Origin of the sequence: Chryseobacterium sp. Y16C (assembly GCF_022488405.1) — a bacterium.
Classification (GTDB): domain Bacteria; phylum Bacteroidota; class Bacteroidia; order Flavobacteriales; family Weeksellaceae; genus Chryseobacterium; species Chryseobacterium geocarposphaerae.
Genome location: NZ_CP092711.1, coordinates 4,602,868 through 4,628,029, shown reverse-complemented (window position 1 = coordinate 4,628,029; position 25,162 = coordinate 4,602,868). Strand labels below are relative to the sequence as shown.

The following is a 25,162-nucleotide window of genomic DNA, read 5'->3' as shown; positions in this document are numbered from 1 at the left end:
TGTTTTAATGTAAACCAATAGGCTATAAATCTACGGGTAATTAGTACTACTCGGCTATGCTGTTACCAACTTTACACCTGTAGCCTATCAACGTTGTCATCTCCAACGACCCTTAAAAGATGTCTCATCTTGAGGCGAGTTTCGCACTTATATGCTTTCAGTGCTTATCTCTTCCAAACATAGCTACTCAGCGGTGCACCTGGCGGTACAACTGATACACCAGAGGTTTGTTCAATTCGGTCCTCTCGTACTAGAATCAAGCCCTCTCAAACATCTAACGCCCGCAATAGATAGAGACCGAACTGTCTCACGACGTTCTGAACCCAGCTCGCGTGCCACTTTAATGGGCGAACAGCCCAACCCTTGGGACCTTCTCCAGCCCCAGGATGTGACGAGCCGACATCGAGGTGCCGAACCTCCCCGTCGATGTGAGCTCTTGGGGGAGACTAGCCTGTTATCCCCGGAGTACCTTTTATCCTATGAGCGATGGCCCTTCCATACGGAACCACCGGATCACTATGTCCTGCTTTCGCACCTGATCGACTTGTTGGTCTCACAGTCAAGCACCCTTATGCCATTACACTCTACGCACGGTTACCAAGCGTGCTGAGGGTACCTTTGAAAGCCTCCGTTACTCTTTTGGAGGCGACCACCCCAGTCAAACTACCCACCACGCAATGTCCTTCTTTAAGAAGTTAGGCTCCAAGTAAGTAAAGGGTGGTATTTCAACGTCGACTCCACCAACACTAGCGTGCCGGCTTCAAAGTCTCCCACCTATCCTACACATTACTTACTCAAAGTCAATACGAAGTTATAGTAAAGGTTCACAGGGTCTTTTCGTCCCATTGCGGGTAATCGGCATCTTCACCGATACTACAATTTCACCGAGCTCGTGGCTGAGACAGTGCCCAGATCGTTACACCATTCGTGCAGGTCGGAACTTACCCGACAAGGAATTTCGCTACCTTAGGACCGTTATAGTTACGGCCGCCGTTTACTGGGGCTTCAGTCAAACGCTTCGCTTACGCTAACGCCCTTCCTTAACCTTCCAGCACCGGGCAGGTGTCAGACCCTATACAGCATCTTTCGATTTAGCAGAGTCCTGTGTTTTTGATAAACAGTCGCCTGGGCCTCTTCACTGCGGCCAACATTGCTGTTGGCGTCTCTTCTTCCGAAGTTACGAGACTATTTTGCCTAGTTCCTTAGCCACGACTCACTCGAGCACCTTAGGATTCTCTCCTCGACCACCTGTGTCGGTTTTGGTACGGGTTGCTTCACTTCGGCTTTTCTTGGATCCGATTACACTATAACAGCTTCGCCCGAAGGCTAGGCCTTGACACTTCCGTCCGTCTTCAATAGCTACATCGAACCGTCCCCTTTTTAGTGTGAGCAAGTATGGGAATATTAACCCATTGTCCATCCACTACCCCTTTCGGGTTCGCGTTAGGTCCCGACTAACCCTCAGCTGATTAGCATGGCTGAGGAAACCTTAGTCTTTCGGTGAGGGGGTTTCTCGCCCCCTTTATCGTTACTTATGCCTACATTTTCTTTTCTGTCCGCTCCACAATACCTCACGATACTGCTTCGGCGCAAACAGAATGCTCTCCTACCAGATGTATTAAATACAAATCCATAGCTTCGGTAATATGTTTATGCCCGATTATTATCCATGCCGGACCGCTCGACTAGTGAGCTGTTACGCACTCTTTAAATGAATGGCTGCTTCCAAGCCAACATCCTAGCTGTCAATGCAGTCCAACCGCGTTGCTTCAACTTAACATATATTTGGGGACCTTAGCTGTTGGTCTGGGTTCTTTCCCTCTCGGACATGGACCTTAGCACCCATGCCCTCACTGCCGCAGAACATTTATTAGCATTCGGAGTTTGTCAGGAATTGGTAGGCGGTGAAACCCCCGCATCCAATCAGTAGCTCTACCTCTAATAAACTCATTTGCGACGCTGCACCTAAATGCATTTCGGAGAGTACGAGCTATCTCCCAGTTTGATTGGCCTTTCACCCCTACCCACAGGTCATCCGAAGACTTTTCAACGTCAACCGGTTCGGTCCTCCACTTTGTGTTACCAAAGCTTCAACCTGCCCATGGGTAGATCACAAGGTTTCGCGTCTAATCCTACTAACTATGCGCCCTATTCAGACTCGCTTTCGCTCCGGCTCCGTAACTTAATTACTTAACCTCGCTAGTAAAATTAACTCGTAGGCTCATTATGCAAAAGGCACGCCGTCACCCAACTTGTGGGCTCCGACCGCTTGTAGGCGTACGGTTTCAGGTTCTATTTCACCCTTCTATTCGAAGTGCTTTTCACCTTTCCTTCACAGTACTTGTTCACTATCGGTCTTTCAGGAGTATTTAGCCTTGGAGGATGGTCCCCCCATATTCAGACAGGATTTCACGTGTCCCGCCCTACTCATTTATCATCTAAATATGCCTTTCAAATACGGGGCTATCACCCTCTATGGCTGTTCTTTCCAGAACATTCTTTTAAACATATAAAGACTTTTGGGCTAATCCGCTTTCGCTCGCCACTACTTACGGAATCTCTTCGATTTCTTTTCCTCCGGGTACTTAGATGTTTCAGTTCTCCGGGTTTGCTCCTCCTAAGAGGTAATACATCTTCAATGTATTGGGTTGCCCCATTCGGATATCTACGGATCAATTCGTGTGTGCCAATCCCCGTAGCTTTTCGCAGCTTACCACGTCCTTCGTCGCCTCTGAAAGCCTAGGCATCCGCCATACGCCCTTAACGATTTCTTTCCTATTTTTAGGTTACTCAAGCACTTATAAGTGCTCGGTTTTCTCTTTGTGATGTCTTTACCGTTAATGTCAATGATCTTATTTGCTTCTTTTTGGTTTAGTAAACAATTGTTGTTTTTGGCTCCAATCGTAACTTTTAAACTAAACCTCCAAAACTGTGGAGAATAAGGGAGTCGAACCCTTGACCTCCTGCGTGCAAGGCAGGCGCTCTAGCCAGCTGAGCTAATTCCCCCTCTAGTGCTTTTAGCTTTTGGATTATTGCTTTTGGCTTATTGCCATTAGCCCATCGCTATTTGCTATCCGCTTTAATTAGTAGTCTCGGGCAGGCTCGAACTGCCGACCTCTACATTATCAGTGTAGCGCTCTAACCAGCTGAGCTACGAGACTTTGTATGAGTAATGGGTGATGAGTAATAAGTAATATCCTTTTCCTCTTCTTCATTTCTCAATCTCTTTCCCTTTTACTAATTTCTAGTGGGTTATATTTTTATATATATTTATAAGTAATGGGTAATGAGTAATTTTAAACGATCCAATCACTTGGCTCTTTTTACTTTTAACTTTTTACTTTACTTATAAATCAACCAAACAAAAAACTAAAGCTTTACTTTGAAGTAAGTACATGATACATTTAAGTATCTTAATTTTGTTTTACGTCTAAAGACGCTCTAAAATGAGATGTTCCAGCCGCACCTTCCGGTACGGCTACCTTGTTACGACTTAGCCCTAGTTACCTGTTTTACCCTAGGCAGCTCCTTTTACGGTCACCGACTTCAGGTACCCCAGACTTCCATGGCTTGACGGGCGGTGTGTACAAGGCCCGGGAACGTATTCACCGCGCCATGGCTGATGCGCGATTACTAGCGATTCCAGCTTCATAGAGTCGAGTTGCAGACTCCAATCCGAACTGAGACCGGCTTTCGAGATTTGCATCACATCGCTGTGTAGCTGCCCTCTGTACCGGCCATTGTATTACGTGTGTGGCCCAAGGCGTAAGGGCCGTGATGATTTGACGTCATCCCCACCTTCCTCTCTACTTGCGTAGGCAGTCTCACTAGAGTCCCCAACTTAATGATGGCAACTAGTGACAGGGGTTGCGCTCGTTGCAGGACTTAACCTAACACCTCACGGCACGAGCTGACGACAACCATGCAGCACCTTGAAAATTGCCCGAAGGAAGGTCTATTTCTAAACCGATCAATTCCCATTTAAGCCTTGGTAAGGTTCCTCGCGTATCATCGAATTAAACCACATAATCCACCGCTTGTGCGGGCCCCCGTCAATTCCTTTGAGTTTCATTCTTGCGAACGTACTCCCCAGGTGGCTAACTTATCACTTTCGCTTAGTCTCTGAATCTTAAAAACCCAAAAACGAGTTAGCATCGTTTACGGCGTGGACTACCAGGGTATCTAATCCTGTTCGCTCCCCACGCTTTCGTCCATCAGCGTCAGTTAAGACATAGTAACCTGCCTTCGCAATTGGTGTTCTAAGTAATATCTATGCATTTCACCGCTACACTACTTATTCCAGCTACTTCTACCTTACTCAAGACCTGCAGTATCAATGGCAGTTTCACAGTTAAGCTGTGAGATTTCACCACTGACTTACAGATCCGCCTACGGACCCTTTAAACCCAATAAATCCGGATAACGCTTGCACCCTCCGTATTACCGCGGCTGCTGGCACGGAGTTAGCCGGTGCTTATTCGTATAGTACCTTCAGCTTTCCACACGTGGAAAGGTTTATCCCTATACAAAAGAAGTTTACAACCCATAGGGCCGTCGTCCTTCACGCGGGATGGCTGGATCAGGCTCTCACCCATTGTCCAATATTCCTCACTGCTGCCTCCCGTAGGAGTCTGGTCCGTGTCTCAGTACCAGTGTGGGGGATCACCCTCTCAGGCCCCCTAAAGATCATCGACTTGGTAGGCCGTTACCCTACCAACTATCTAATCTTGCGCGTGCCCATCTTTATCCACCTCAGTTTTCAATAATCAATGATGCCATCAATTATATTATGGGGTATTAATCTTCCTTTCGAAAGGCTATCCCCCTGATAAAGGCAGGTTGCACACGTGTTCCGCACCCGTACGCCGCTCTCTCTGTTCCGAAGAACAAATACCGCTCGGCTTGCATGTGTTAGGCCTCCCGCTAGCGTTCATCCTGAGCCAGGATCAAACTCTCCATTGTATGTTTGTCTTGACTCACTCAAAGTTTTTTAACGCTTTAGTTTTTCCTTACTTGGTTGTTATATTGTATGTCAATGATCTTTATTCTTTCGCTTTTCCCGAAGCAATCTCTCTGTCAGTGTCGCTCCGTATTTGCGAGTGCAAAAGTAATTATTAATTTCTTTACGACCAAATGTTTTTAAAGAAAATTTTAAAGTTTTTTTTTGTAACCTTAACCTCTCTACAAACCTTCAATCTCACTTCTGCGCTTCCCGTTTTACCGGACTGCAAAGATACAAAAAATTTTAACTCCCGCAACTTTTATTTTTAAAAAGTTTTAATCGTTTTTCCCGTATCTCCTAAAGTGATTTCATTAATAGTTATGCTTACTTAAAAGCCCTTCTGCGCTACCTACTTCCTCTCGTTTTCAGTTGGGCAAAGATAGTGGGTTTGGGTAATACGAAACAAGTTTATTTAACTTAAAATTGATATTCCCGTAATATTTTATCTTAACTCCCTGATTAGGTACGAGAAGAATTTAAAATAAAAAAACGCAAAGGATACTAAATACAAAAATATTCATACAATTATTCATGAAAACAAAATACTATATAGTATACATATCCACATTTGAAAATTATTTTATACCTTCGCGATATGATTTCTAACAACAGAACATATTATTATAGAATTATTAACTCAATTATGGGATAAGGAATTCTTATGTATATATAATTCAAACCTCGTCCTAGACGAGGTTTTTTGATTTTAAATTAGAAGAAAATGAAAATAGGTATTATTGGCGTAGGATTAATAGGCGGTTCGATAGCTTTAAAATTAAAACAGAAAGGCCTTACAACTTATATTTATGGAATTGATAACAACGAGCAACACCTTAATGAGGGTATAGAGCTTCAAATCATCAACGAGAAGGCAAACTTAGAGGAAGGAATCAAAAATTCTGACCTTATTATTATTGCAATTCCTGTAGATGCAGCCAGAAAACTCCTTCCAAAGGTTTTGGACTTGGTTTCAGATGATCAAACTGTAATGGATTGCGGTTCTACAAAGTCAGGAATTGTAGAAATGGTTAAAAATCACCCTAAAAGATCCAGATATGTTGCTTTTCACCCGATGTGGGGAACGGAAAATAATGGTCCGAAATCTGCCATAGCCGAAAGCTTCTCAGGAAAGGCCGGAGTTATTTGCAATAAAGAGGAGTCCGCAGAAGATGCTTTTACATTGGCTGAGGAGATTGTCTATGCTTTGGATATGCATCCTATATATATGAATGCCCAGGATCATGATATTCATACGGCTTATATTTCCCACATCTCTCATATCACTTCGTATGCCTTAGCAAATACGGTTCTGGAAAAGGAACGTGAAGAGGAAACGATTTTCCAACTAGCGAGTTCCGGATTTTCGAGTACAGTACGTTTAGCAAAATCACATCCTGAAATGTGGGTTCCTATCTTTAAACAGAATAAGGAAAATGTTCTTGACGTTTTAAATGAACACATTTCGCAATTAAGAAAATTCAAATCGGCTTTAGAAAAAGAAAATTACGAATATTTAGGAGAATTGATCTCCAATGCCAATAAAATAAGAGAAATACTTGATAAATAGTAACTTATATTAATCAACACCTTTCTAAAAACTTCCTTAACCGGAAGTTTTTTTATTCCATATATTCAATTGATTTTTAATTTTATTAAAAAAATATTTAACTTTATTTAAATTAATATTACATTTGTAAAAACATATTCAATGAAACTCCCCATTATTTGTCCTAGCTGCGATCATACTTTAAATGTAAGTCAGATGAAATGTCCCAACTGTACTACAGAAGTCAATGGAGACTATGAGCTTCCGGTTATATTAAAGCTGAATCGTGATGAACAGGAATTTATCCTCAATTTTTTCTTATCCAGCGGAAGTATTAAAGAAATGGCAAAACAAGCCGATCTCTCCTATCCTACTATGAGAAACAAAATGGATGATCTTATTCAAAAAATCAACTTATTAAAAAACTAAAGCAAAAAACTCATCAACATGAATTGGAAAACAGTTTTCAACCCATTTTCAAAATACAGCGAGAATCAGCTTCTTATTGCAGGAATAGTATCTCTGGGAATCACATTGGTATTATGTAATGTATTCAATTTACAGGTGGACAGTATTTTTCATTACCGGTATGCAGACGAAAAAGACTCATTCATTAAAAGTATTGGTTACAGCTTATTAAGCTATATCATTGCAATCATTATTTTTTTTATTCTCGGAAAAATCTATAATAAAAGAACCAGATTCATTGATATCATCAATACTATTTTAATTTCCCAAATCCCAGGAATTTTTATCATTCTGATCAGCGAGCTTCCTATTATTAAAAACAGTATGGAGTCTATAAGAGTAATGGCAGAAAAAAATCCGGCAAATATTTCTCCCGCAGATCTTGTTGTTATCTGTATTTTCAGCTTTTCAGCTCTTTTACTAATTGCTTACGGAATGACCCTTATCTATAATGGTTTCAAAACAGCGACCAATCTTAAGAACTGGAAACAGATCGTGATTTTTGCATTCTTAATTATCGTTACCACTATCACTTGTCAATTCATATTTTAAAAGCTATGAAAACTAAAATTTCATTTATTGTCTTTCTACTAAGTATTCAACAAATTTTCTCACAACAAATAGCCGGTTCATGGAAAGGAGATTTAGATATTGAAGGAAATAAACTTCCTTTTATTGTTCATATAGAAAAGGATAAAAATTCTTATAAAGCTTTACTTGACAGTCCCGCACAAGGAGCTGAAGGTATTTCTGCCGAAAAGGTATCATTTAGCAACAATGAATTGTTTATAGAAATTACAAGCGCAAATGCATCCTATAAAGGAAAGCTTGAAAACAATACCATATCAGGTAATTTCATTCAAAACGGGAAAAGCTTTCCTTTAGTTTTAAAACCTTTTGATAAAAAGAATAATAAAGATGAAAATCTCGAGATCCTTAAATTATCAGCTAACATTCAGGAAAGTTTGAATAAAATTGATGATTTCATCTCTTATCTAGAAAAAAACAATGCCGAAGCAGGTGAAATTTCGATTTTTAAAGGAGGAAAAGAGATTTATAAGAGAAGCTTTGGAGAAGCAAGTCTTTCCCAAAAGGATAAAGTAACTTTTCAGATTGGCTCTATTACCAAATCGATGACCGCCATAATGATATTCAAGCTTATTGAGAAAAAGCAATTGAACCTGAATGATAAACTTTCAAAGTTTTATTCTAAAATTCCAAATGCTGAAAAAATAACGATTTCTCAAATGCTTCATCATTCTTCAGGACTGGGAGATTATGTTACGGGCAAGAATACCATGAAGTGGCTTACAGATAAAGTTTCTGAAGAACAGATCATGAATCATATTATTGAGCAGGGTTCTTTATTTGAACCGGGAACTAAAGTTCAATATTCCAATTCCGGATATTATTTATTGACAAAAATCTTAGAAAAGGTCAGTAAAAAATCTTACGCAGACAATTTAAAGGAAACATTTGTACAGCCTCTACAATTAAAAAACTTTTATACAGTGAGCCAAAAGCCGACAAACGTTTTCAGTTCTTACAATTATACCAATATATGGGAACCTGTGAAAGATTTTGATTTCAACAATGTAGTAGGTGTAGGTGATATTGCCACTACTCCAACGAATTTAAATATCATTATTAATGCTCTTTTTGCAGGAAAAATTGTTTCTAAGGAAAATCTTTCTGGCATGATGCCTAAAGAGGACAGGTTTGGAATGGGACTCGCTTTAGTTCCTTTTTATTCGAAAATGTTTGTAGGACACAGCGGCGGTACGTATGGGACCAATTCATTAATGATTTATAACGGCGAAGATGATATTTCCATTGCTTATTCTTTAAATGCTGACAGAATTGGAGCCAATAATTTCACTATCGATATTTTAAGCATACTTTATAATAAAAAATTTAGCCTGCCTAATTTTTCAAGCATAAAAATTTCAGAAACCGAGCTAAAGCAATACGTTGGTGATTATTCATCTAAAGATATTCCACTTGGTATTAAAATTTTCATTAAAAACGGAGGATTATTCGGACAGGGAACAGGGCAACCTGAGTTTCCACTTGAATATGTAGAGAAAGATCAGTTTAAGTTCGATAATGCCGGTCTCAAGATGACTTTCTTTCCTGAAAAAACAGAAATGCAACTGGAGCAAGGCGGCGGAAAGTTTTTATTCAACAAGAAAAAATAAATAAAAAACCTCAGATTTTATATCTGAGGTTTTTTGTATCTAAATTAGAGTTACTTAACATTCCGGAACATTCACCGCAATCGCCAATCCTCCTTCCGAAGTTTCTTTAAAACGGTCACTCATAGCCAATGCTGTTTCCCACATGGTCTGAATTACCTCATCTAAAGTTACTTTTGCTTTTGTCGGATCACTTTCTAAGGCAATATTTGCTGCTGTGATTGCTTTTATCGCTCCCATCGTATTTCTTTCAATACATGGAATCTGAACCAATCCTTTGATCGGATCACATGTAAGTCCTAAGTGATGTTCCATTGCAATTTCCGCTGCCATTAAAACCTGACCAACATTTCCACCAAGAATTTCCGTTAAACCGGCTGCTGCCATCGCTGATGAAACTCCGATTTCCGCCTGGCAACCACCCATCGCTGCAGATATTGTTGCATTTTTCTTAAATAAAGTTCCTATTTCACCGGCTACCAATAAAAATCTTACGATATCATCTTCACTTATAGAGTTTGTAAAAGCTTGAGAATACATTAAAACTGCCGGAATTACTCCACTTGCACCATTAGTAGGAGCCGTAATGATTCTTCCAAAGCTTGCATTTTCTTCATTTACCGCCAATGCAAAACAAGCAATCCATTTATTGATATTGGTGAAGTTTTCTTCAGCATCCACCACCTGCTGAAACCACTCATCCTTATTTTTATAAATTTTGTCTCCTAATAGTTTTCTATTAAGTCCGGCCGCTCTTCTTGTCACATTTAATCCCCCCGGAAGAACTCCTTCTTTATTTACCCCTTTATAAATACATTCTTTAATCTGCTGCCAGATATAAAGTGCTTCATGTCTCGTTTCTTCCTGAGTTCTCCAGCTTTCTTCATTCATCAGAATTAGGTCTGAAATCCTGCTAAGCCCTAATTTTTCACAATATTTTACTATATCCGAAGATTTATGGCAAGGATACAAAGTACGGACACAATGTTTTTGAATCGATTTTTTCTCCTGGCTCATGATAAATCCACCCCCTACAGAGTAAAAATCCTGAACAAGCTCAGTTCCGTCTTCAAAAATTGCCTTAAAAATCATTCCGTTCGGATGATAATCAAGCGACTTTTGCATATTTAAGACCAAATGATGACCGTAAATAAAAGGAATTTCTTTTTCACCTCCCAGATTGAGAATTTGATTATTTTTTATTTTTTCAATTTTTTCATCAATTTTGGTAGTATCGATTGTCTTAAAGTCTTCACCACTTAATCCCAACATTCCGGCAATATCTGTCCCATGCCCGATTCCCGTTTTTGCCAGTGAACCGAAAAACTCAACAAACACTTCCTTCACCTCATCTATTGATCTTTCTCTCTTTATAATTCTAATAAATGCAGAAGCTGCATTCCAAGGTCCCATTGTATGTGAACTAGAAGGGCCTATCCCTACCTTAATAATCTCAAAAACCGATATTGATTCCATATAGAAAATTCATCATTTTTCCTAAACACAAAGATACACGATAAATTGAAAAGCAAAAGCCGAAGATGAAATTTCACCTTCGGCTCAAAATTAAAACTATATGAACTCAAATATTATTGATGTGAATTATCTATAATGAATTGGCTAGCAGGTGAATTCTTAAAATTGACTGCAAAACGAATTGACAATTCACAATTGACTTTAACACAGGCTTTCTTCATGTTGAGACATATCCAGTCCCATATTTTCTGACTCTTCAGAGACCCTTAGAGTGATGATACTGTCTGTAATCTTATACAAAAGCAGTGATCCAAAAAAGGCAAACAATGAAACAAGAACCAACGCAATCATATGATGGGCAAATACTTTAATTCCCCCATGAAGAAGACTTGCATTCTCACCATGAGCAAAGATTGCTGTTAAGATCATTCCCATAATCCCTCCTACTCCATGACAGGCAAATACATCCAAAGTATCATCTATCTTCTTTAAAGCTTTCCAGTTAACCATTATATTAGAAACAATTGCCGAAATGAAACCGATGAAAAGACTTTCCGAAACAGAAACAAAACCACAAGCCGGAGTGATCGCAACCAAACCTACTACTGCACCGATACAAGCTCCTAAAGCAGAAACTTTTCTTTTATTAATTCTGTCGAAAAAGATCCAGGTCATCATTGCAGAAGCTGAAGCTATCGTTGTACTTCCAAAAGCTGTAGCAGCAGTTGCATTGGCACTCAAGGCAGAACCGGCATTAAAGCCAAACCATCCGAACCAAAGCATTCCTGTCCCCAACATTACGTATGAAATATTGGATGGTTCATGGTGAGGATTTTTTCGGTTTCCAACAACAATGGCTCCCGCCAAAGCCGCAAAACCGGCACTCATATGAACTACTGTTCCTCCGGCAAAATCTTTTACTCCGAAATATTTATTCAAAAGTCCATCCGGATGCCACACCATATGACATAAAGGAGTATAGATAAACAGGCTAAACAAAACCATGAACAGCAGATAAGAAATAAACCTTACTCTTTCAGCAAACGATCCTGTAATTAAAGCTGGTGTAATGACTGCAAATTTCATTTGAAACAAAGCAAAAAGAATAAAGGGAATTGTAGAAGCCATTGCTTTATGCGGCAACACCCCTACTCTGCTGAAAAAGGGATAGCTTAAGGGATTACCGATTATTCCGTAATGTTCTCCGTCAATCGTAAACCCAATAGAATCTCCAAAAGAAAGCGAAAAACCGACCACTACCCACAAAATGGAAATCACTCCCAAAGCTATAAAACTCTGCAACATGGTAGAAATCACATTCTTCTTCCCAACCATTCCGCCGTAGAAGAATGATAAACCAGGCGTCATTAATAAGACCAAGCCTGCAGCTGCCAGAATCCAGGCCACATCTGCCCCAACAATTTTACTTTCGTCAAGAAATTCTCCGGTATTCGGAAAATCAACAATGGGGCTCCAAAATAGCCCTCCGACTGCAACTAAAGAAATGATCGTAAAAGAGACCACCCATTTAAGTCCTACTTTCATAAAAATTATAATTACCCCATCAAAAATAGGAATATTTTTTTAACAAAAGAATAAAAACTTAAAACAACCCCATTAAATAAATATTAAATTTAAAAATAAAATACATTTTTATTCAAACTCCCCCTCTAAAATACGGGATACTTCTTTAAATTTTGTTGCTGGAAAAAGATGGGTACCACCTTTGATAATATAATCAGGTTTTGAGTTTTTAATAGGAAAGACAATATCTCTATCACCCAGGATCTGTACGACCTTCGATGTTTCTTCAAATTTCCATTCGGAGATCTTTTCAACGGACCATTTTAAATAATAAGGATCTTTCACCCTGAAATATTGTAAAACTTTTGGTTTTTTAGGATCGAAAAACTTTCGAAGCACAGAATAAGCTCTTGTTGTTTTTTCATTGAATAGGCTTTCCGGCAGAATTTTAGGAATTCTTGTAATTTCTCCGGCTCTTATTAATCTGGATTTTTCTTTATCGGATTTTATGCTTCCCAAAATCACCACTTTTTCAGCAGGCTTCAGTTTGTTAATCTCCTGAACCATAATTCCTCCAAAAGAATATCCTAAAAGGTAGAATGGTTGTGAATCATCAATCTTCTCGGCCATTCTCTTTATATATGCTGCAAAGCTTTCATTCTTCTCAGGAATCAGCCAATCTATAAAGACAATTTCGTGTTGTTTAGGAAATTCTAGTTTTTCCAATACTTTAAAATCTGCTCCCAACCCGCTTACTATATAAATTTTCATACTACTAAAATAAAAAATATGGGCAACTTCTGAAAGCTGCCCATATTTAAATATTGTTAAAAAAATTATTTCTTTTTTACCGGAACTCTGTTTTCGTTATCCAGTTTTTCTGTAGAAATCTTGAACTGAATATCCATTTCATTTTTAATAAAGTAATCTTTCAATGAAGACTGGTAGAATACTTTGAAATCTCTTCTGTTCAATGAGAACTTGGCAGATTCAATGATTACTGTAAACTGAGTGATGTATACATTTGCAGGGAAAGAAATCGTCTTTCTAACACCTTTCAATGTAAAGTCTCCATATACTGTTGAATTGTATGTTCCGTTTGCTAATGGTAAAATTTTAGTTAAATGAAACTTTGCAGTCGGGAATTTTTTAACCTCAAAAAAGTTTGTGCTTTTTAAGTCGTTTGTAAGCTTTATTTGATCTTCTTCAGAAACATCTCCTGCCATTAAGCTTCTCATGTCAATAATAAACTCACCATCTATCAAAACCGTCTTATCAAAATTGAATTTTCCGCTTTTTAATTTTACAGTTCCAGAGTGTGATGTTTCCTGAGTTTTTACAACCTTATAGCCCCACCATCTGATTTCAGATGAAGTCACTTTTATCACTTTATCTCCTTTCTTTTGAGCAAAAACAAATGACATGCAAACACACATCATAGCCAACAATAGTAATCTTTTCATTCTTTTTTATTTACAATTCAACAAAAATAAAAAAAAGTGTAGAACTTCTACACTTTTAACAATCTTTTTTTGTTTAAATTATTTAGCAGTCACTTTTACTGTCATGTCGATATCATCTTTCACAAAAACATCCTGCATTGTAGACTTGTAAGCAACATCAAATTTTTGTCTGTCGAAAGAGAATTTATTAGACTCAATAGTTACAGCTCCGTTAGCAACTGCAATTTTAGCAGGGAAAGAAACAGGATTTGTTTTACCTTTTACTGTAAGATTTCCTGTTACTAAGCTATTGTACGTTTTATCGTTGTTTTTCTTTACAGAAGTGATTTTGAAAGTTCCTGTAGGGTATTTTTCAACTTCGAAGAAATCTCCGTTTTTCAAATGCCCGTTAAGCTTTTGCTGATATTCACCTGAAAGGTCTGTCGCATTGATAGAAGTCATGTCCAAAACAAAAGTACCTCCTACAACCTGGTTTCCTTTCAACACTACGTTACCAGACTTTACTTTGATCGTTCCGTCATGAGAACTTGCTTCAGATTTTGCCACCTTATAACCCCACCAGTGCACATCAGATGCTACCACTTTTTTTGTTTGCCCGAAAGCTAATCCACCAGCTAAAACCGCTAATAAAAATATTTTTTTCATTGAATTAAGTTATTACTTGTTATTTACTGATGCAAAAATAGATAACTTACTCAATAGATTTCATTGATGTACATCAATAAAATTAATTATTTTCATGAATAATATCATCAAAAAAAATCTCCGAATTTCTTCGGAGATCTTTTTTATTCTTGATAATAAGCCGTATAGAGCGCCGCTCCGTTTAATGGCGTATTATTGTTCTTTATCAGGTAGATCGGAATGTTTTTCAGCATTTCTTCCATCTTATCACTGATTTTATATTTTTCGTAGAAGTTTTCCTTATTGATATAAGCTCTTATGGACTGAGGAATTTCTCCTGCAATCAGCAATCCTCCTGTTGCTTTAAGCTTAAGTGCCAAGTTGTTGGCTTCTCTTGCTAAAAACTCTAAGAAAGTATCCAGCGCTATTTTACAGATCAGAACATCCTCTTCCATAGCAGCCTTAAATAATTCCTCAACAAAGTCACCTTTTGTAAGCTTCTCTCCTAACCATTCTGGTTCCGGATGTCTTTTTACGTCTCTCAAAAATCTGTAGATATTGAATAATCCTGTTTTTGAAAGTACATTTTCCCAACTTACAATTCCATAAATATTATTCAAGAACTGATAGAATTCTACTTCTACGTTGGTACGCGGAGAGAATTCAGAGTGACCTCCTTCCGAAGCAAAAGGTCTTAAATATTTTCCATCAAAGAAATATCCAGCTTCACCTAATCCGTTTCCGGGTGCAATAATTGCTACATTTCCTTTTTCCAAATGTCCACTTGTATAAATAGGATCCAAATCATTATCTTCTAAAAGCGCCATACCGTATGCAGAAGCTTCAAGGTCATTCAGCATATCAGCTCTTTCGAAACCGAATTTTGTGATAAATTCCTGCTGATCAAAACTCCAGCCTAATCGTATAGGATTACTTTTCCCATTCATCACAGGTCCCGGAATTGCGATTCCCAATCGTTTTACGTTTTCTAGCTGATTATCCTGAATAAATTTTTCTAAAATCTCTGAAAAAGAAGAAAACGATTTCGTAGGATAATGAGTCTGAATTTTTATATTAAGTCCCTCGTTACCGGAAACAAAATAACCTAATGTTGTCACATCTTCACTAAGGCTTGCTCCAATAATCGAAACATTGTCATTATTACCATTCTTTACTCCTGGTAGATAAAGCGGAAATTTTGGATTTAAGTTCATAATCTCAAATTTTATCAAATATAATAATACTTTTTGTAAATTCTATAGGGAAATAAAAAACCTTTTCACAAAACTGAAAAGGTTTGGTTAATAATTGTTTATAATAAAATATTATTATTTTCCTAAAGGAATATTATAAGAGAATCCTACTCCGATGTTCCCCACATTATAGTCCTGTCCGGCTAAATCTCCCTTACTTCCTGCAAATACTTTCTGATATTGCACAAAGAAATTCCAGCTTTGGTTGTGGTATCCGATTTCCGGTTTAATATAAAACCCGCCGTCTGGTCTATCCACTGTAGAATTAGAAGCAACTTTATCATCACCTACCAGGAATCCATATCCTAAGTCAGTTCCAAAGTAAAATCCTGTTTGTTTCGGATAAATTCTGATTAATGCTCCTACAGGAATTACCCCAACATCATTATTATTATATCCGTTATTATCTTTTCCAAAATAGTGAGTATATCCCGTTGCGATACCTAAACCAAATCCAGGTGTAATAAGATTCTGGTAAGCAACATCTACACCAGCTGACGCAGAAACATTATCAGAAGGAACTGCTAAACCAGCATTCGCTCCTACTTTAATCATATTATTCATTTTTGAGTCCTGCGCACTTAATACACCCGCTGTTAAAATTCCAGCAAATAAAATTGCTTGTTTAAACATTTTCATAACTCTTGATTTTTTAAATTTTACTAACCAGAAAGATGTAAAAATCGTGCCAAGCAAAGAAAATCCAGTCTTTTTAACATTAATTAAAATCACAAGATAATGATTTTCAATTAATTATACTTCACTAAATTTAAATGATTGTTTAATCAATTTTTCATAAAAAGCAATATTAAGAATTATTAACCCGTTATTATTTTAACCTTTTTTCAACAAATCCATCCAAAAGCAAAATACCGATATGACTCTCCCATCGCTCATCAATAACAAACACCTTCTCTGGCGTGCAGGTTTCGGAGCAGGAATCAACCAGTTTGAGGATCTTCACAAAAAAGATATCAAAAGCTTAATGCATGATCTGTTTACAGAAGAAACCTTTCTTTTCATCAATTATGATACCCCTGATATTGTTGAAGGCGGTGATTATATGATGAACGATAAAGCTCCAGCCGAAAAGAAAAAGGAAATGCAGAGGGTTTACCGCGAACAAAATGAGGAACTGAATCTGAATTTTCTTGACAAGATGGTGAACAGCAAAGAGCAAATGAGAGAAAAAATGGCATTTTTCTGGCACGGACATTTTGCTTCAAGAGTGGTAAACCCAAAATTCAACAGGCAAATTCTGAATGTTATACGAAAAAATGCGCTGGGAAATTTTAAAGATCTTTTATTTGAAGTCAGTCAGGCTCCTGCCATGCTGAATTTTTTAAATAATCAGCAAAATAAAAAGGATCATCCTAATGAAAACTTTGCGCGGGAAGTAATGGAACTTTTCACGATGGGAAGAGGAAACTATACGGAAAAAGATATCAGAGAGGGCGCAAGAGCATTTACAGGATGGGGATTTGACAAGGAAGGGAATTTTGTGGAGAGAAAAAAACTTCATGATGAAGGTACAAAAACATTTCTAGGTAAAACCGGAAACTTTACTGGAGCAGATGCTTTAAATATCATTCTCGAACAAAAAGCAACTTCCAAATTTATCACTACTAAAATTTATAAGTTTTTCGTGAATGAAAATGTAGATGAAACCATTGTTAATAAACTAAGCGAAAGCTTCTATCAGTCTAATTACGACATCAAAAAACTAATGACAGATATTTTTTCGAGCTCATGGTTTTATGATAAGAAAAATATCGGCAACAGGATAAAATCTCCAATTGAACTGATGGCCGGAATGATGCGAACACTTCCTATGAATATTCAAAATCCGGAGAACCTCATCGTTTATCAGAAATTATTGGGACAAATGCTGCTGTATCCACCTAATGTTGCAGGCTGGCCGAACGGAAAATCGTGGATTGACAGTTCTACACTGATGCTGAGACTTCAGATTCCTCAGATCTGGTCAGGATTAAGGCCACTCGATTATCGTCCCAAAGAAGATGATGATCTGGATATGGGATTGAAAAATAATACAAACACCTTAGCAAAAAGCTTTAAAAACCCGAATATCACCATTGACTGGGCCCGTGTGGAAAAGATATTTAATGGAAAAAATGTTGAGGATTATCTAATTCAAAACAATAAATCATTAGATATAAGCTCCGTGAAAAATTTCTCGGACAGTACCGTGAAAATGAATGTCATTAATCTAATGTCAACACCAGAATATCAGTTAATGTAGTTTTTTAGAAAGCAGGTAGCAGATTTTAGCTGATAGTTAAAATTGATTGAATCACCTGCAACCTATCATCTTTACCCCAAAACTTAGTTGTATGTTAATTAAAAGAAGAGAATTCCTAAAAATAAGTTCATTAGCTACCGCATCTTTATTGATGCCGAACTTCCTGAAAGCAATGACATTCGATGAAGCACTGGAACCGAACGATAAGATATTAGTTGTGCTTCAGTTCACAGGTGGAAACGACGGTCTGAATACCATAATTCCGACCCGAAACGATATTTATTTCAAAGAAAGAAATACAATTGCCATTCAAAATTCATTACAATTAACCGATGAAGCCGGTATCAACCCCGCACTTTCCTATTTTAAAGAATTATATGACAACGGTGAACTTTCTGTGATGAATAATGTAGGGTATCCCAATCCAGACAAATCCCATTTCCGAAGTATGGATATATGGCATTCCGCAAGCAGAAGCGATCAATATCTTGAAACCGGCTGGCTGGGAAGATTCCTGGATGAAGAATGTTATCGTTGTGAACATCCGACACAGGCATTAGAAGTTGATGATATGTTAAGCCTGGCCTTAAAAGGTGAAAATAACAAAGCATTTGCCTTTAAAGATCCGAAAAGGTTATATCAAACCAGCCAGGAAAAATATTTCAAATCATTATATGACCACCATCATGATGACGAGACGGTTTCTTATTTGTACCAGACTTTAGGTTCAACCATCAATAATGCCGGTTATATTTTTGAAAAGAGTAAAGCTAAAAAAACGGAACAGCTCTATCCGAATTCTCAGCTGGGAAAAGACTTCAAAACCGTTTCTTCACTCATAAAATCTGATATTAATACAAGAGTATATTATCTTTCAATCGGAAGTTTTGATACACATGTGAATCAGAATGAAAGACAGCAAAAACTGTTTGGAGACATTAATGAAGCGGTAAAATCTTTTGTTGCCGATATGAAAAGTAACGGACTTTTCGACAACATTCTATTGATGACTTTCTCAGAATTTGGTCGCCGCGTTGCCCAGAATGCGAGTAATGGAACCGATCATGGGACAGCCAATCAGATGTTTTTCATCAGTGGAGGGCTGAAAAAGAAAGGCCTTTTGAACACACTTCCTGATTTAACGAATTTAAATGAAGGAGACTTAATTTATTCTGAAGATTTCAGAAAAGTATATGCTACGATTCTTAAAAACTGGCTGAAGGCAGATTCTTCTAAGGTATTAGGCTGGAAGAATGGAGTGTATGATTTTATCTGATTTTTGAAATGCAACACATCATATAAAAGCAAAAAGAGACTGTTACAAAATCAACAGTCTCTTTTCTATAATATTAAATCTAACTACTTCTAATTTTATGCAGGAAGTTTCTTAGGCTCTGCTTCCTGTGATTTTTTATCCAGTTTCTCGGAAATTTTCTTTACTATAAACTCAATTACCAAAGGTGCTACAACCGCGAGAACAGCTTTAAATATTCTTGATTTCATACTATTTATTTTTTTATGTTTTTTTAAGAGATACAATTTTTAAGCCATAAGTTAAAAAAACACTCAGTCTTCATCATTAGTGATGAAATTTTCATAGTTTTTATGAGCCGCCATGAATTTCTCCTGCAATCTCAGTCTTAATTTTCTCGGTTTGTGAACCACCAAAGATTCTCCAAACCCCAGTAAAAGTCTTTCCAATTCATAGTTGAGTTGAACACAGATTTTGAAAATTGCACCTTCATTCGTTTCACTTACAATTTCCTGACTGGCATGAAAGGGCTTTGTTTTAACATAAGGTGCGTTGGCAGCATCTACGAAGAACACAACATTTCTAGGAACCATAGTGGGAGAAACTGTGACACCTACAATATCTTTAAAATACTCATCTCCATCCAGGTTTTTATCAATATATTCGATTTCTTCTTCAATCTGAATGCTTTCCATCCTGTCTAATGCCAGATTATAAGCATAGTCTTTATTAAAACAGATCAGAAACCAACGGTTATTAAACTCTTTCAGCAATTGCGGATGTACAATATAAGAATCCGATTCTCTGGCTTTAAAGCTTTTATAGGTAATTTTTAAAACTTTTTTATTTAAAATTGCATCATACAGAATATCAATATGTTCCAAACCTTTTAGCTGCTCATTTTTATCCAGGTGGATAATTGATTTCTGACTGGTTGAATGAATAGAGTCTTCCAGTTTTTGGATCACCCCGTTCATTTCCTTAAACATCGAAAAATCCTTGAACTGCTTTAAAATCTGCACCGCATTGTTCATTGCTTTCAGGTCGCTTTCATTTACAGAAATGTTATGGATGCTGTATTCAGGATCGCTGTATCTGTAATATTTTCTTTCATAGACTTCAATTGGCGCTTCATACCCGAACTTTTCACTTCTCATATTCTGCAAATCCAGCTGCACCGTACGTTTGCTTACTAAAGATTCTTTTCCTTCAAACTCAAATAATGCTTCGGAACACTCGTCGATCAGATCTTCAAGAGTATATTTTTTATACTTATTCTTTAAGCATTTATCCAGTGTTTTGTATCGAATGAGAGCATTTTTATTGGATGACATTTTGCTGAGTTTTAAATTAACGAACTGTTAAAATTGTAAATGAATTTTTTCTGGCATTTACTCCAAATCTTCTCCTGTAATTGTTTTATGAAAATGATCTGTTGAATACATCCTGCCTTCATATGTAAAGCTTTTAGAAAACGGATGTACTTTGACCACATAATATTGTGAGCCATCAGGATAAATTCTAAACTTTATTTTCAAAATTTCTTCATCGACCTCCTCAATATGATCAAGATTAAAGTATGAAATTACAGGAATAATTTGTTCACCTGTTATTGCATTTTCCAATCCGAAACCGTTCACCCATAATGACATTCTGAATTCATTCAGCTCTGTAATAAGCTTAAAATTTCCATTACAAAATATTTTCTCTTGTCTGTATTCCATATTATAATTCGGAGCTTGCTTTGAAATAATTTATATAAAATTTCTATTTCCTTTGCAAAGCCTCACCTTCAAAAGCAATTCCGTCCCAGCCAAATTCCATAAAGTTTCTGATATTCTGATGATCTGTGCCTTCAGGATTTTTCAGCACATCTTCTCTGTAAAATTCTCCGAAAAGATTCAGGGTATCTTCTTTTGATAAATTATTCAGTTTTGCATAACTGAACACTTTACACGAACCATTGTTCTGGTTTTCTTCATTCACTGTATTACCATTGGTAAATTTTGTCGGTGTAAAATTGTAATGATCATCAATATGAGCAATTACTTCTTTAAATTGAATAGTTTCAGGTGCATTTTTTAATTGTTCTGTCATGATATTTTTTTATGTATTTTCTGTATTTCGGCATCAAGATTTTGCCAGCAGTTCTGGCTCCATATTCTTACGTATTCTGAGCCTGTATTCCGTACGATCTTTTCTTTATGTACATCTTCCAGATAACCGAGGTTTCCGGAATATTTTTCCTTACTCATTGTTTCGACAATAATAGACTTCCCATCTTCTTTTTCAATAAGAATGTCAAATTCATAGCCTCCGAAATGATGACTTTTCAGCACATTCAAATGAGCAAAGTCTTTCTGTAATCGGTTATAAATTACATCAATCAAGGTATTCGAACTATTATTCTTCTCCGAATGACTGGCATATCCGAACTGATCCAGTGTATCCAGAATTTCAATTCTTTGACTTTCATTTTTATCGCTCACCGCCTTACAATACGCCAGATACGCATACAAAACAGCTTTTCTGTTATTTGAGCCTTCCTGTTCCAGAGCTTCTTTATAATTTGAGAAAACATCTTTAGGAATCGAGTTACAGACATAAATTTTTTCCTTCGCACGGGTAATAATTACGTTAAGCAGTTTATACCCTTTTGTATGATTGATCGGACCGAAACTCTGGATAAATTTTCCGCTGGATTTTCTTCCATAAGTGGTTGAAATAATGATAATATCTCTTTCATCTCCCTGAATATTTTCAAGGTTTTTAATGAACAATCCGGCAGCTTCCAGTCCCTGGATTTTTTCCCTAAAGACTTCATTTCCGGGAAGGCTGGTTTCCTGAACAATTTTTCTTTTAATATAATTTCGCTGCGAAATATTGAAGGTTGCAATTCCCACCGAAGGATAATTCCCATCTTTCAAAGGCTGAATATTCTGTAAGATTTCCAGCACTTTATCCGCTTCTTCCTTATTCGTATGTTCATCAAAAATTCCGTCTACCTGAAAAAATTCAATCGGTAACATTTCAGATTTTGTAGGTAGAGGCTTCAAACGCGAGTTATAGAACGCATGATTTGAAAAATCGATCAGATAAGGATGTTTAGAACGGTAATGGAAATCCAGATGATTTTTTTCAAACTGACTTTCTGTTGCAAAATCCAATAAAGATTCGATATTTAATAAGGAATTTTTATAGGTGATCACCTCATTTTCAGATTCAATATCGTCTTCATCTTCAATTGTTCCGTCAAAAACTTTGCTGAAATAATTGGAAGGAGGCATTTGATGCTCATCTCCTGCAATAATGATATTTCTTCCTTTCAACATGGCCGGAAGATTGTCTTCCAGCTTCAGCTGACTGGCTTCATCGAACACCACATGATCAAAGTAAAAGTTCTTCCCCTGAAAAAGATTGCTGCATGCATCAGGAGTCGTAAGAATGATCGGAAAAAAGCTGGTAAAAAGATCAATATCTTTCTGAACAATCTGTCTTAATGTTAATCTTTTATGATTTACACTACTTCTCTTGTTATAAAGATTGGCAACCGTAATGTCTTTATTTGTTTGTTCAAACTTCTTCACTGCATTTTGCTGAGCATCATTCCAGAAATACTGAATAAAATTCTGCTGGGAAGATCTGTACTGTGTTATGTTTTTCGTAATTTCCTCGTAATTCTTTTCGTTAAAATTAAGTTTTGAATCAGAATATTTATTTAACAATAACGGAAAATAGGCAGCATAAAAAGAAGCTTTCCAATTGTTAACCGAATAAAGCTTCTCCACTATCTTTTTCTGAAAAACACTTAAAGGCTGGTAAAAGTAAAACCAGTTATATTCAGTTAACAGAGGATTTTCAGGATGATTTCTATATGTTCTGTATCGGTCTAAAACAGAAATCAGATACTGATCAAAGTTTTGATAGGTATTTCCAAAGTTCAGATCTTTCACCCACTGATCATTAGAGATATTTTTCTTCAACTGCTGAATTCGTTGGAAAATCATCTCCGTTTCTTTTCCCGAAATCACAGGATCGAAAATATTCAGGAAATCAATGCTATTGAACTGTTGTTCCAGTTGAGAAGAAAATTCAGACTGAAGGTTTTGTATTTTCTGGCGGTAATTCAGAATTTCGTTTCTATTGTTCCAAAGATTATCGGACAGTTCGATCGAAGGGAAAAATTCATTTAAACTTATCTGTTTAATTGCCGAGCTTATTTCCAGTAATCTTTTCTGATTATTGATCTTCTTTTTCTTTGCAGAAGAAAATAACGCCATGAACTTATAGAAAAATCCGTTCGTAACTTCCGGGTGAAATTCTTCAGAGTTCTGGTTTAGCACAGAAGTAATCACTTCTATTTCATTGATTAGAGAGGATAATTTTTGCAGGTTCTGGTTAAAGTTCTGCTTTTTCTTTTCCTCATATACAGGTTTAAAGTCAACAATCAACGACTGAATCTCATCCCATCTCTTTTCATAATCATGGAAAGAATCATCTAAATTCTGCAGGCTGTTATGAAAATTCTCACGAATCAGCTTTTCAGGATTGATAAATGAAGATTTTTCAAAAGGTTGATATTCCTGATAAATCTCTTTTCCTTTTTCTAAAACATATTCAATTTCTTTCCCCTCCTCTTCTGAAAAAGAAAACTGAATGTCCTGAACATCTATATTTTCTTTGATTTCTTGAAACTTTAAGAGATCACCTACAATTTCCGTCCAGTTTTTACCTGAAATCAAATCTGAATTCAGGAGCTCATGAACCGTATTAATAATTGTTTTATGCTGTAAAATTTCTGTCAGCTGATCTTTCAGAGACTGAACAGAATAAAGCTGTTCTTGTTTTTTAAAGTCTGCTGGATCAATGGTATTTCGGACAGCATCTACTACAAGTTTCCTGTCGGAAACACTGTCCTTGATCATAATACAATATCGTTCCAGACCGAGTTTATGAAGTGCATGATACAACACCTCCAATGCCGTTTGTTTTTCGCAGACAACAATGGTTTTTTGTTTGTTTTCCAGTGCATTGACCAAAACCGCAGTCAACGTTTGGCTTTTTCCTGTTCCCGGAGGCCCCTGAATCAGAATTTTCGTCTGTGATTTTAGTGATTCCAAAATTCCCTGCTGGGAAGGATCAGTTTCTACAGAAGTTATAGATTGAAAATTTGCTTTTATTTCGTTTTCAAGAGGTTTAAATTCTCTCTTCAACGATTCATAATCATTGATGATGTTTTGTTTCTGAACTTCAAAAATGGAAAAAACACCAGATTTAATGATGATCGCATCGCCATTGTTCTGAAGCTGTTCTTCATAGGAAGCTTTCGCTTTGATCAATGGGATTTCTTCATAATTATTAAGAATAAAATCAAGGTTCTGAGTAGTTTTAAGCTGATCCAAAAGGGTTTTGCAAATCTGTAACAGTTCGGGTTTATCTATTTTTCCGTCAGCAAGCATTTCTTCGGAAATCTGTTCTACTACAATTCCCGAATCATTTTGCAGGTGATTAATCAGAACTTCATTTACATAAATCGGATCATCTTCTGTTCTGCTGATTTCCCAAGTATTCAGCTCATTGACCGGTTTTATATTCACAGACCAGATCAGAATAGGAGAAGCAGAAATTTGTCCGTCCATATCTTTCCTGATTAACATTGGAAACCCGAACCCCAAAGAATTGATTCCTTTCTCAGACTGTATTACTTCATTTTGAAAGATCAGGTTTTCCAGACTTATGGAAAGTTTTTCTAAAGCCGTTTCTCGCGTTTTATCTTTAACCAAAACAACTTCTGTTGTCTCATTTTTGGATTCCTCTTTTTCTTCATCAAACAAGTAAATATTATCTTTTTCTTCAGTTTTAGAAACCTCATCCGTAATTTTATCGTGAATGGAGAATTTAAAATTAACGTTCTTCTGCGTTAAAAGGTTAATGATAAAATGTTCGGGAAGACTTTTATAAATTTCAGAAAGCCGGGCAAGATCAAATTTATATCTTGAATTTCCGGGAATAGCATTTAAATGAACACCTCTTCTATTACCTGTTTTCAGCTTGTTTTGAAATGCCTGAAATATTTCCGGATTTAAATTTTCCATC

General features: G+C 36.8%; 18 protein-coding genes, 2 tRNA genes and 2 rRNA genes. 6 read left to right on the top strand and 16 right to left on the bottom strand.

Annotated elements, in window-relative coordinates:
• Nucleotides 1–20: 20 nt before the first annotated feature.
• The 4 genes from MKS83_RS21105 to MKS83_RS21090 form a co-directional block, all read right to left on the bottom strand.
• Nucleotides 21–2,774, bottom strand: a 23S ribosomal RNA gene (locus tag MKS83_RS21105).
• Between the two features lie 158 nt (nt 2,775–2,932).
• Nucleotides 2,933–3,006: transfer RNA gene (locus MKS83_RS21100), tRNA-Ala, on the bottom strand.
• 81 nt (nt 3,007–3,087) lie between these two features.
• Nucleotides 3,088–3,161: transfer RNA gene (locus tag MKS83_RS21095), tRNA-Ile, on the bottom strand.
• Between the two features lie 283 nt (nt 3,162–3,444).
• Nucleotides 3,445–4,962 (bottom strand): 16S ribosomal RNA (locus tag MKS83_RS21090).
• The 16S and 23S rRNA genes sit together here with 2 tRNA genes alongside, the layout of an rRNA operon.
• Before the next feature lie 761 nt (nt 4,963–5,723).
• On the opposite strand from MKS83_RS21090, the gene MKS83_RS21085 reads away from it, so the two are divergent.
• From MKS83_RS21085 to MKS83_RS21070, 4 genes are all read left to right on the top strand, one after another.
• Nucleotides 5,724–6,569, top strand: a complete 846-nt coding sequence (locus tag MKS83_RS21085; protein WP_240581213.1) for a prephenate dehydrogenase — start codon at nt 5,724–5,726, stop codon at nt 6,567–6,569.
• 141 nt (nt 6,570–6,710) lie between these two features.
• On the top strand, nt 6,711–6,977 hold the full coding sequence (locus MKS83_RS21080; protein WP_100377898.1) for a DUF2089 family protein: 267 nt from the start codon (nt 6,711–6,713) through the stop codon (nt 6,975–6,977).
• 18 nt (nt 6,978–6,995) lie between these two features.
• Nucleotides 6,996–7,568, top strand: coding sequence for a YIP1 family protein (locus MKS83_RS21075; protein ID WP_240581212.1), 573 nt, complete (start codon nt 6,996–6,998; stop codon nt 7,566–7,568).
• Between the two features lie 5 nt (nt 7,569–7,573).
• Nucleotides 7,574–9,214 carry a serine hydrolase domain-containing protein gene (locus MKS83_RS21070; protein ID WP_240581211.1) on the top strand — a complete coding sequence of 547 codons (1,641 nt, stop codon included), beginning with the start codon at nt 7,574–7,576 and terminating at the stop codon, nt 9,212–9,214.
• Between the two features lie 54 nt (nt 9,215–9,268).
• Here the strand turns inward: MKS83_RS21070 and MKS83_RS21065 are convergent, their stop codons facing one another.
• From MKS83_RS21065 to MKS83_RS21035, 7 genes are all read right to left on the bottom strand, one after another.
• Nucleotides 9,269–10,687: an L-serine ammonia-lyase gene (locus MKS83_RS21065; RefSeq protein WP_240581210.1), complete on the bottom strand. Its 1,419-nt coding sequence runs from the start codon at nt 10,685–10,687 to the stop codon at nt 9,269–9,271.
• A 201-nt stretch (nt 10,688–10,888) separates the two neighbouring features.
• On the bottom strand, nt 10,889–12,232 hold the full coding sequence (locus tag MKS83_RS21060) for an ammonium transporter (RefSeq protein ID WP_240581209.1): 1,344 nt from the start codon (nt 12,230–12,232) through the stop codon (nt 10,889–10,891).
• A 108-nt stretch (nt 12,233–12,340) separates the two neighbouring features.
• Nucleotides 12,341–12,982, bottom strand: a complete 642-nt coding sequence (locus MKS83_RS21055) for an alpha/beta hydrolase (protein ID WP_240581208.1) — start codon at nt 12,980–12,982, stop codon at nt 12,341–12,343.
• Nucleotides 12,983–13,047: 65 nt separating this feature from the next.
• Nucleotides 13,048–13,674, bottom strand: a complete 627-nt coding sequence (locus MKS83_RS21050; RefSeq protein ID WP_039372854.1) for a YceI family protein — start codon at nt 13,672–13,674, stop codon at nt 13,048–13,050.
• A 78-nt stretch (nt 13,675–13,752) separates the two neighbouring features.
• Nucleotides 13,753–14,319 carry a YceI family protein gene (locus MKS83_RS21045; RefSeq protein ID WP_240581207.1) on the bottom strand — a complete coding sequence of 189 codons (567 nt, stop codon included), beginning with the start codon at nt 14,317–14,319 and terminating at the stop codon, nt 13,753–13,755.
• Between the two features lie 143 nt (nt 14,320–14,462).
• Entirely contained in the window at nt 14,463–15,512 is a 1,050-nt protein-coding gene (locus MKS83_RS21040) for a glucokinase (RefSeq protein WP_100377905.1), read from the bottom strand.
• A gap of 114 nt (nt 15,513–15,626) precedes the next feature.
• Nucleotides 15,627–16,190 (bottom strand): hypothetical protein, encoded by a 564-nt coding sequence (locus tag MKS83_RS21035; RefSeq protein WP_100378222.1) that lies wholly within the window; start codon nt 16,188–16,190, stop codon nt 15,627–15,629.
• 238 nt (nt 16,191–16,428) lie between these two features.
• Between MKS83_RS21035 and MKS83_RS21030 the strand changes: the two genes are divergently transcribed.
• Nucleotides 16,429–17,814 (top strand): DUF1800 family protein, encoded by a 1,386-nt coding sequence (locus MKS83_RS21030; RefSeq protein ID WP_240581206.1) that lies wholly within the window; start codon nt 16,429–16,431, stop codon nt 17,812–17,814.
• A gap of 91 nt (nt 17,815–17,905) precedes the next feature.
• A complete protein-coding gene (locus MKS83_RS21025) occupies nt 17,906–19,090 on the top strand; it encodes a DUF1501 domain-containing protein (RefSeq protein ID WP_240581205.1) in 1,185 nt (394 codons plus the stop codon).
• Between the two features lie 95 nt (nt 19,091–19,185).
• On the opposite strand, the gene MKS83_RS22260 is transcribed toward MKS83_RS21025, so the two are convergent.
• The 5 genes from MKS83_RS22260 to MKS83_RS21005 all read right to left on the bottom strand — a co-directional run bounded on the left by MKS83_RS22260 (nt 19,186) and on the right by MKS83_RS21005 (nt 25,161).
• Nucleotides 19,186–19,317 carry a hypothetical protein gene (locus MKS83_RS22260; protein ID WP_262916675.1) on the bottom strand — a complete coding sequence of 44 codons (132 nt, stop codon included), beginning with the start codon at nt 19,315–19,317 and terminating at the stop codon, nt 19,186–19,188.
• A gap of 63 nt (nt 19,318–19,380) precedes the next feature.
• Nucleotides 19,381–20,400, bottom strand: coding sequence for a helix-turn-helix transcriptional regulator (locus MKS83_RS21020; protein WP_240581204.1), 1,020 nt, complete (start codon nt 20,398–20,400; stop codon nt 19,381–19,383).
• 57 nt (nt 20,401–20,457) lie between these two features.
• Nucleotides 20,458–20,790: a hypothetical protein gene (locus MKS83_RS21015; RefSeq protein ID WP_240581203.1), complete on the bottom strand. Its 333-nt coding sequence runs from the start codon at nt 20,788–20,790 to the stop codon at nt 20,458–20,460.
• 43 nt (nt 20,791–20,833) lie between these two features.
• Nucleotides 20,834–21,166: a HopJ type III effector protein gene (locus MKS83_RS21010; RefSeq protein WP_100377911.1), complete on the bottom strand. Its 333-nt coding sequence runs from the start codon at nt 21,164–21,166 to the stop codon at nt 20,834–20,836.
• On the bottom strand, nt 21,160–25,161 hold the full coding sequence (locus MKS83_RS21005; protein ID WP_240581202.1) for a DEAD/DEAH box helicase: 4,002 nt from the start codon (nt 25,159–25,161) through the stop codon (nt 21,160–21,162). Before MKS83_RS21005 ends, MKS83_RS21010 begins: the two co-directional genes overlap by 7 nt.
• Nucleotide 25,162: the final 1 nt, after the last annotated feature.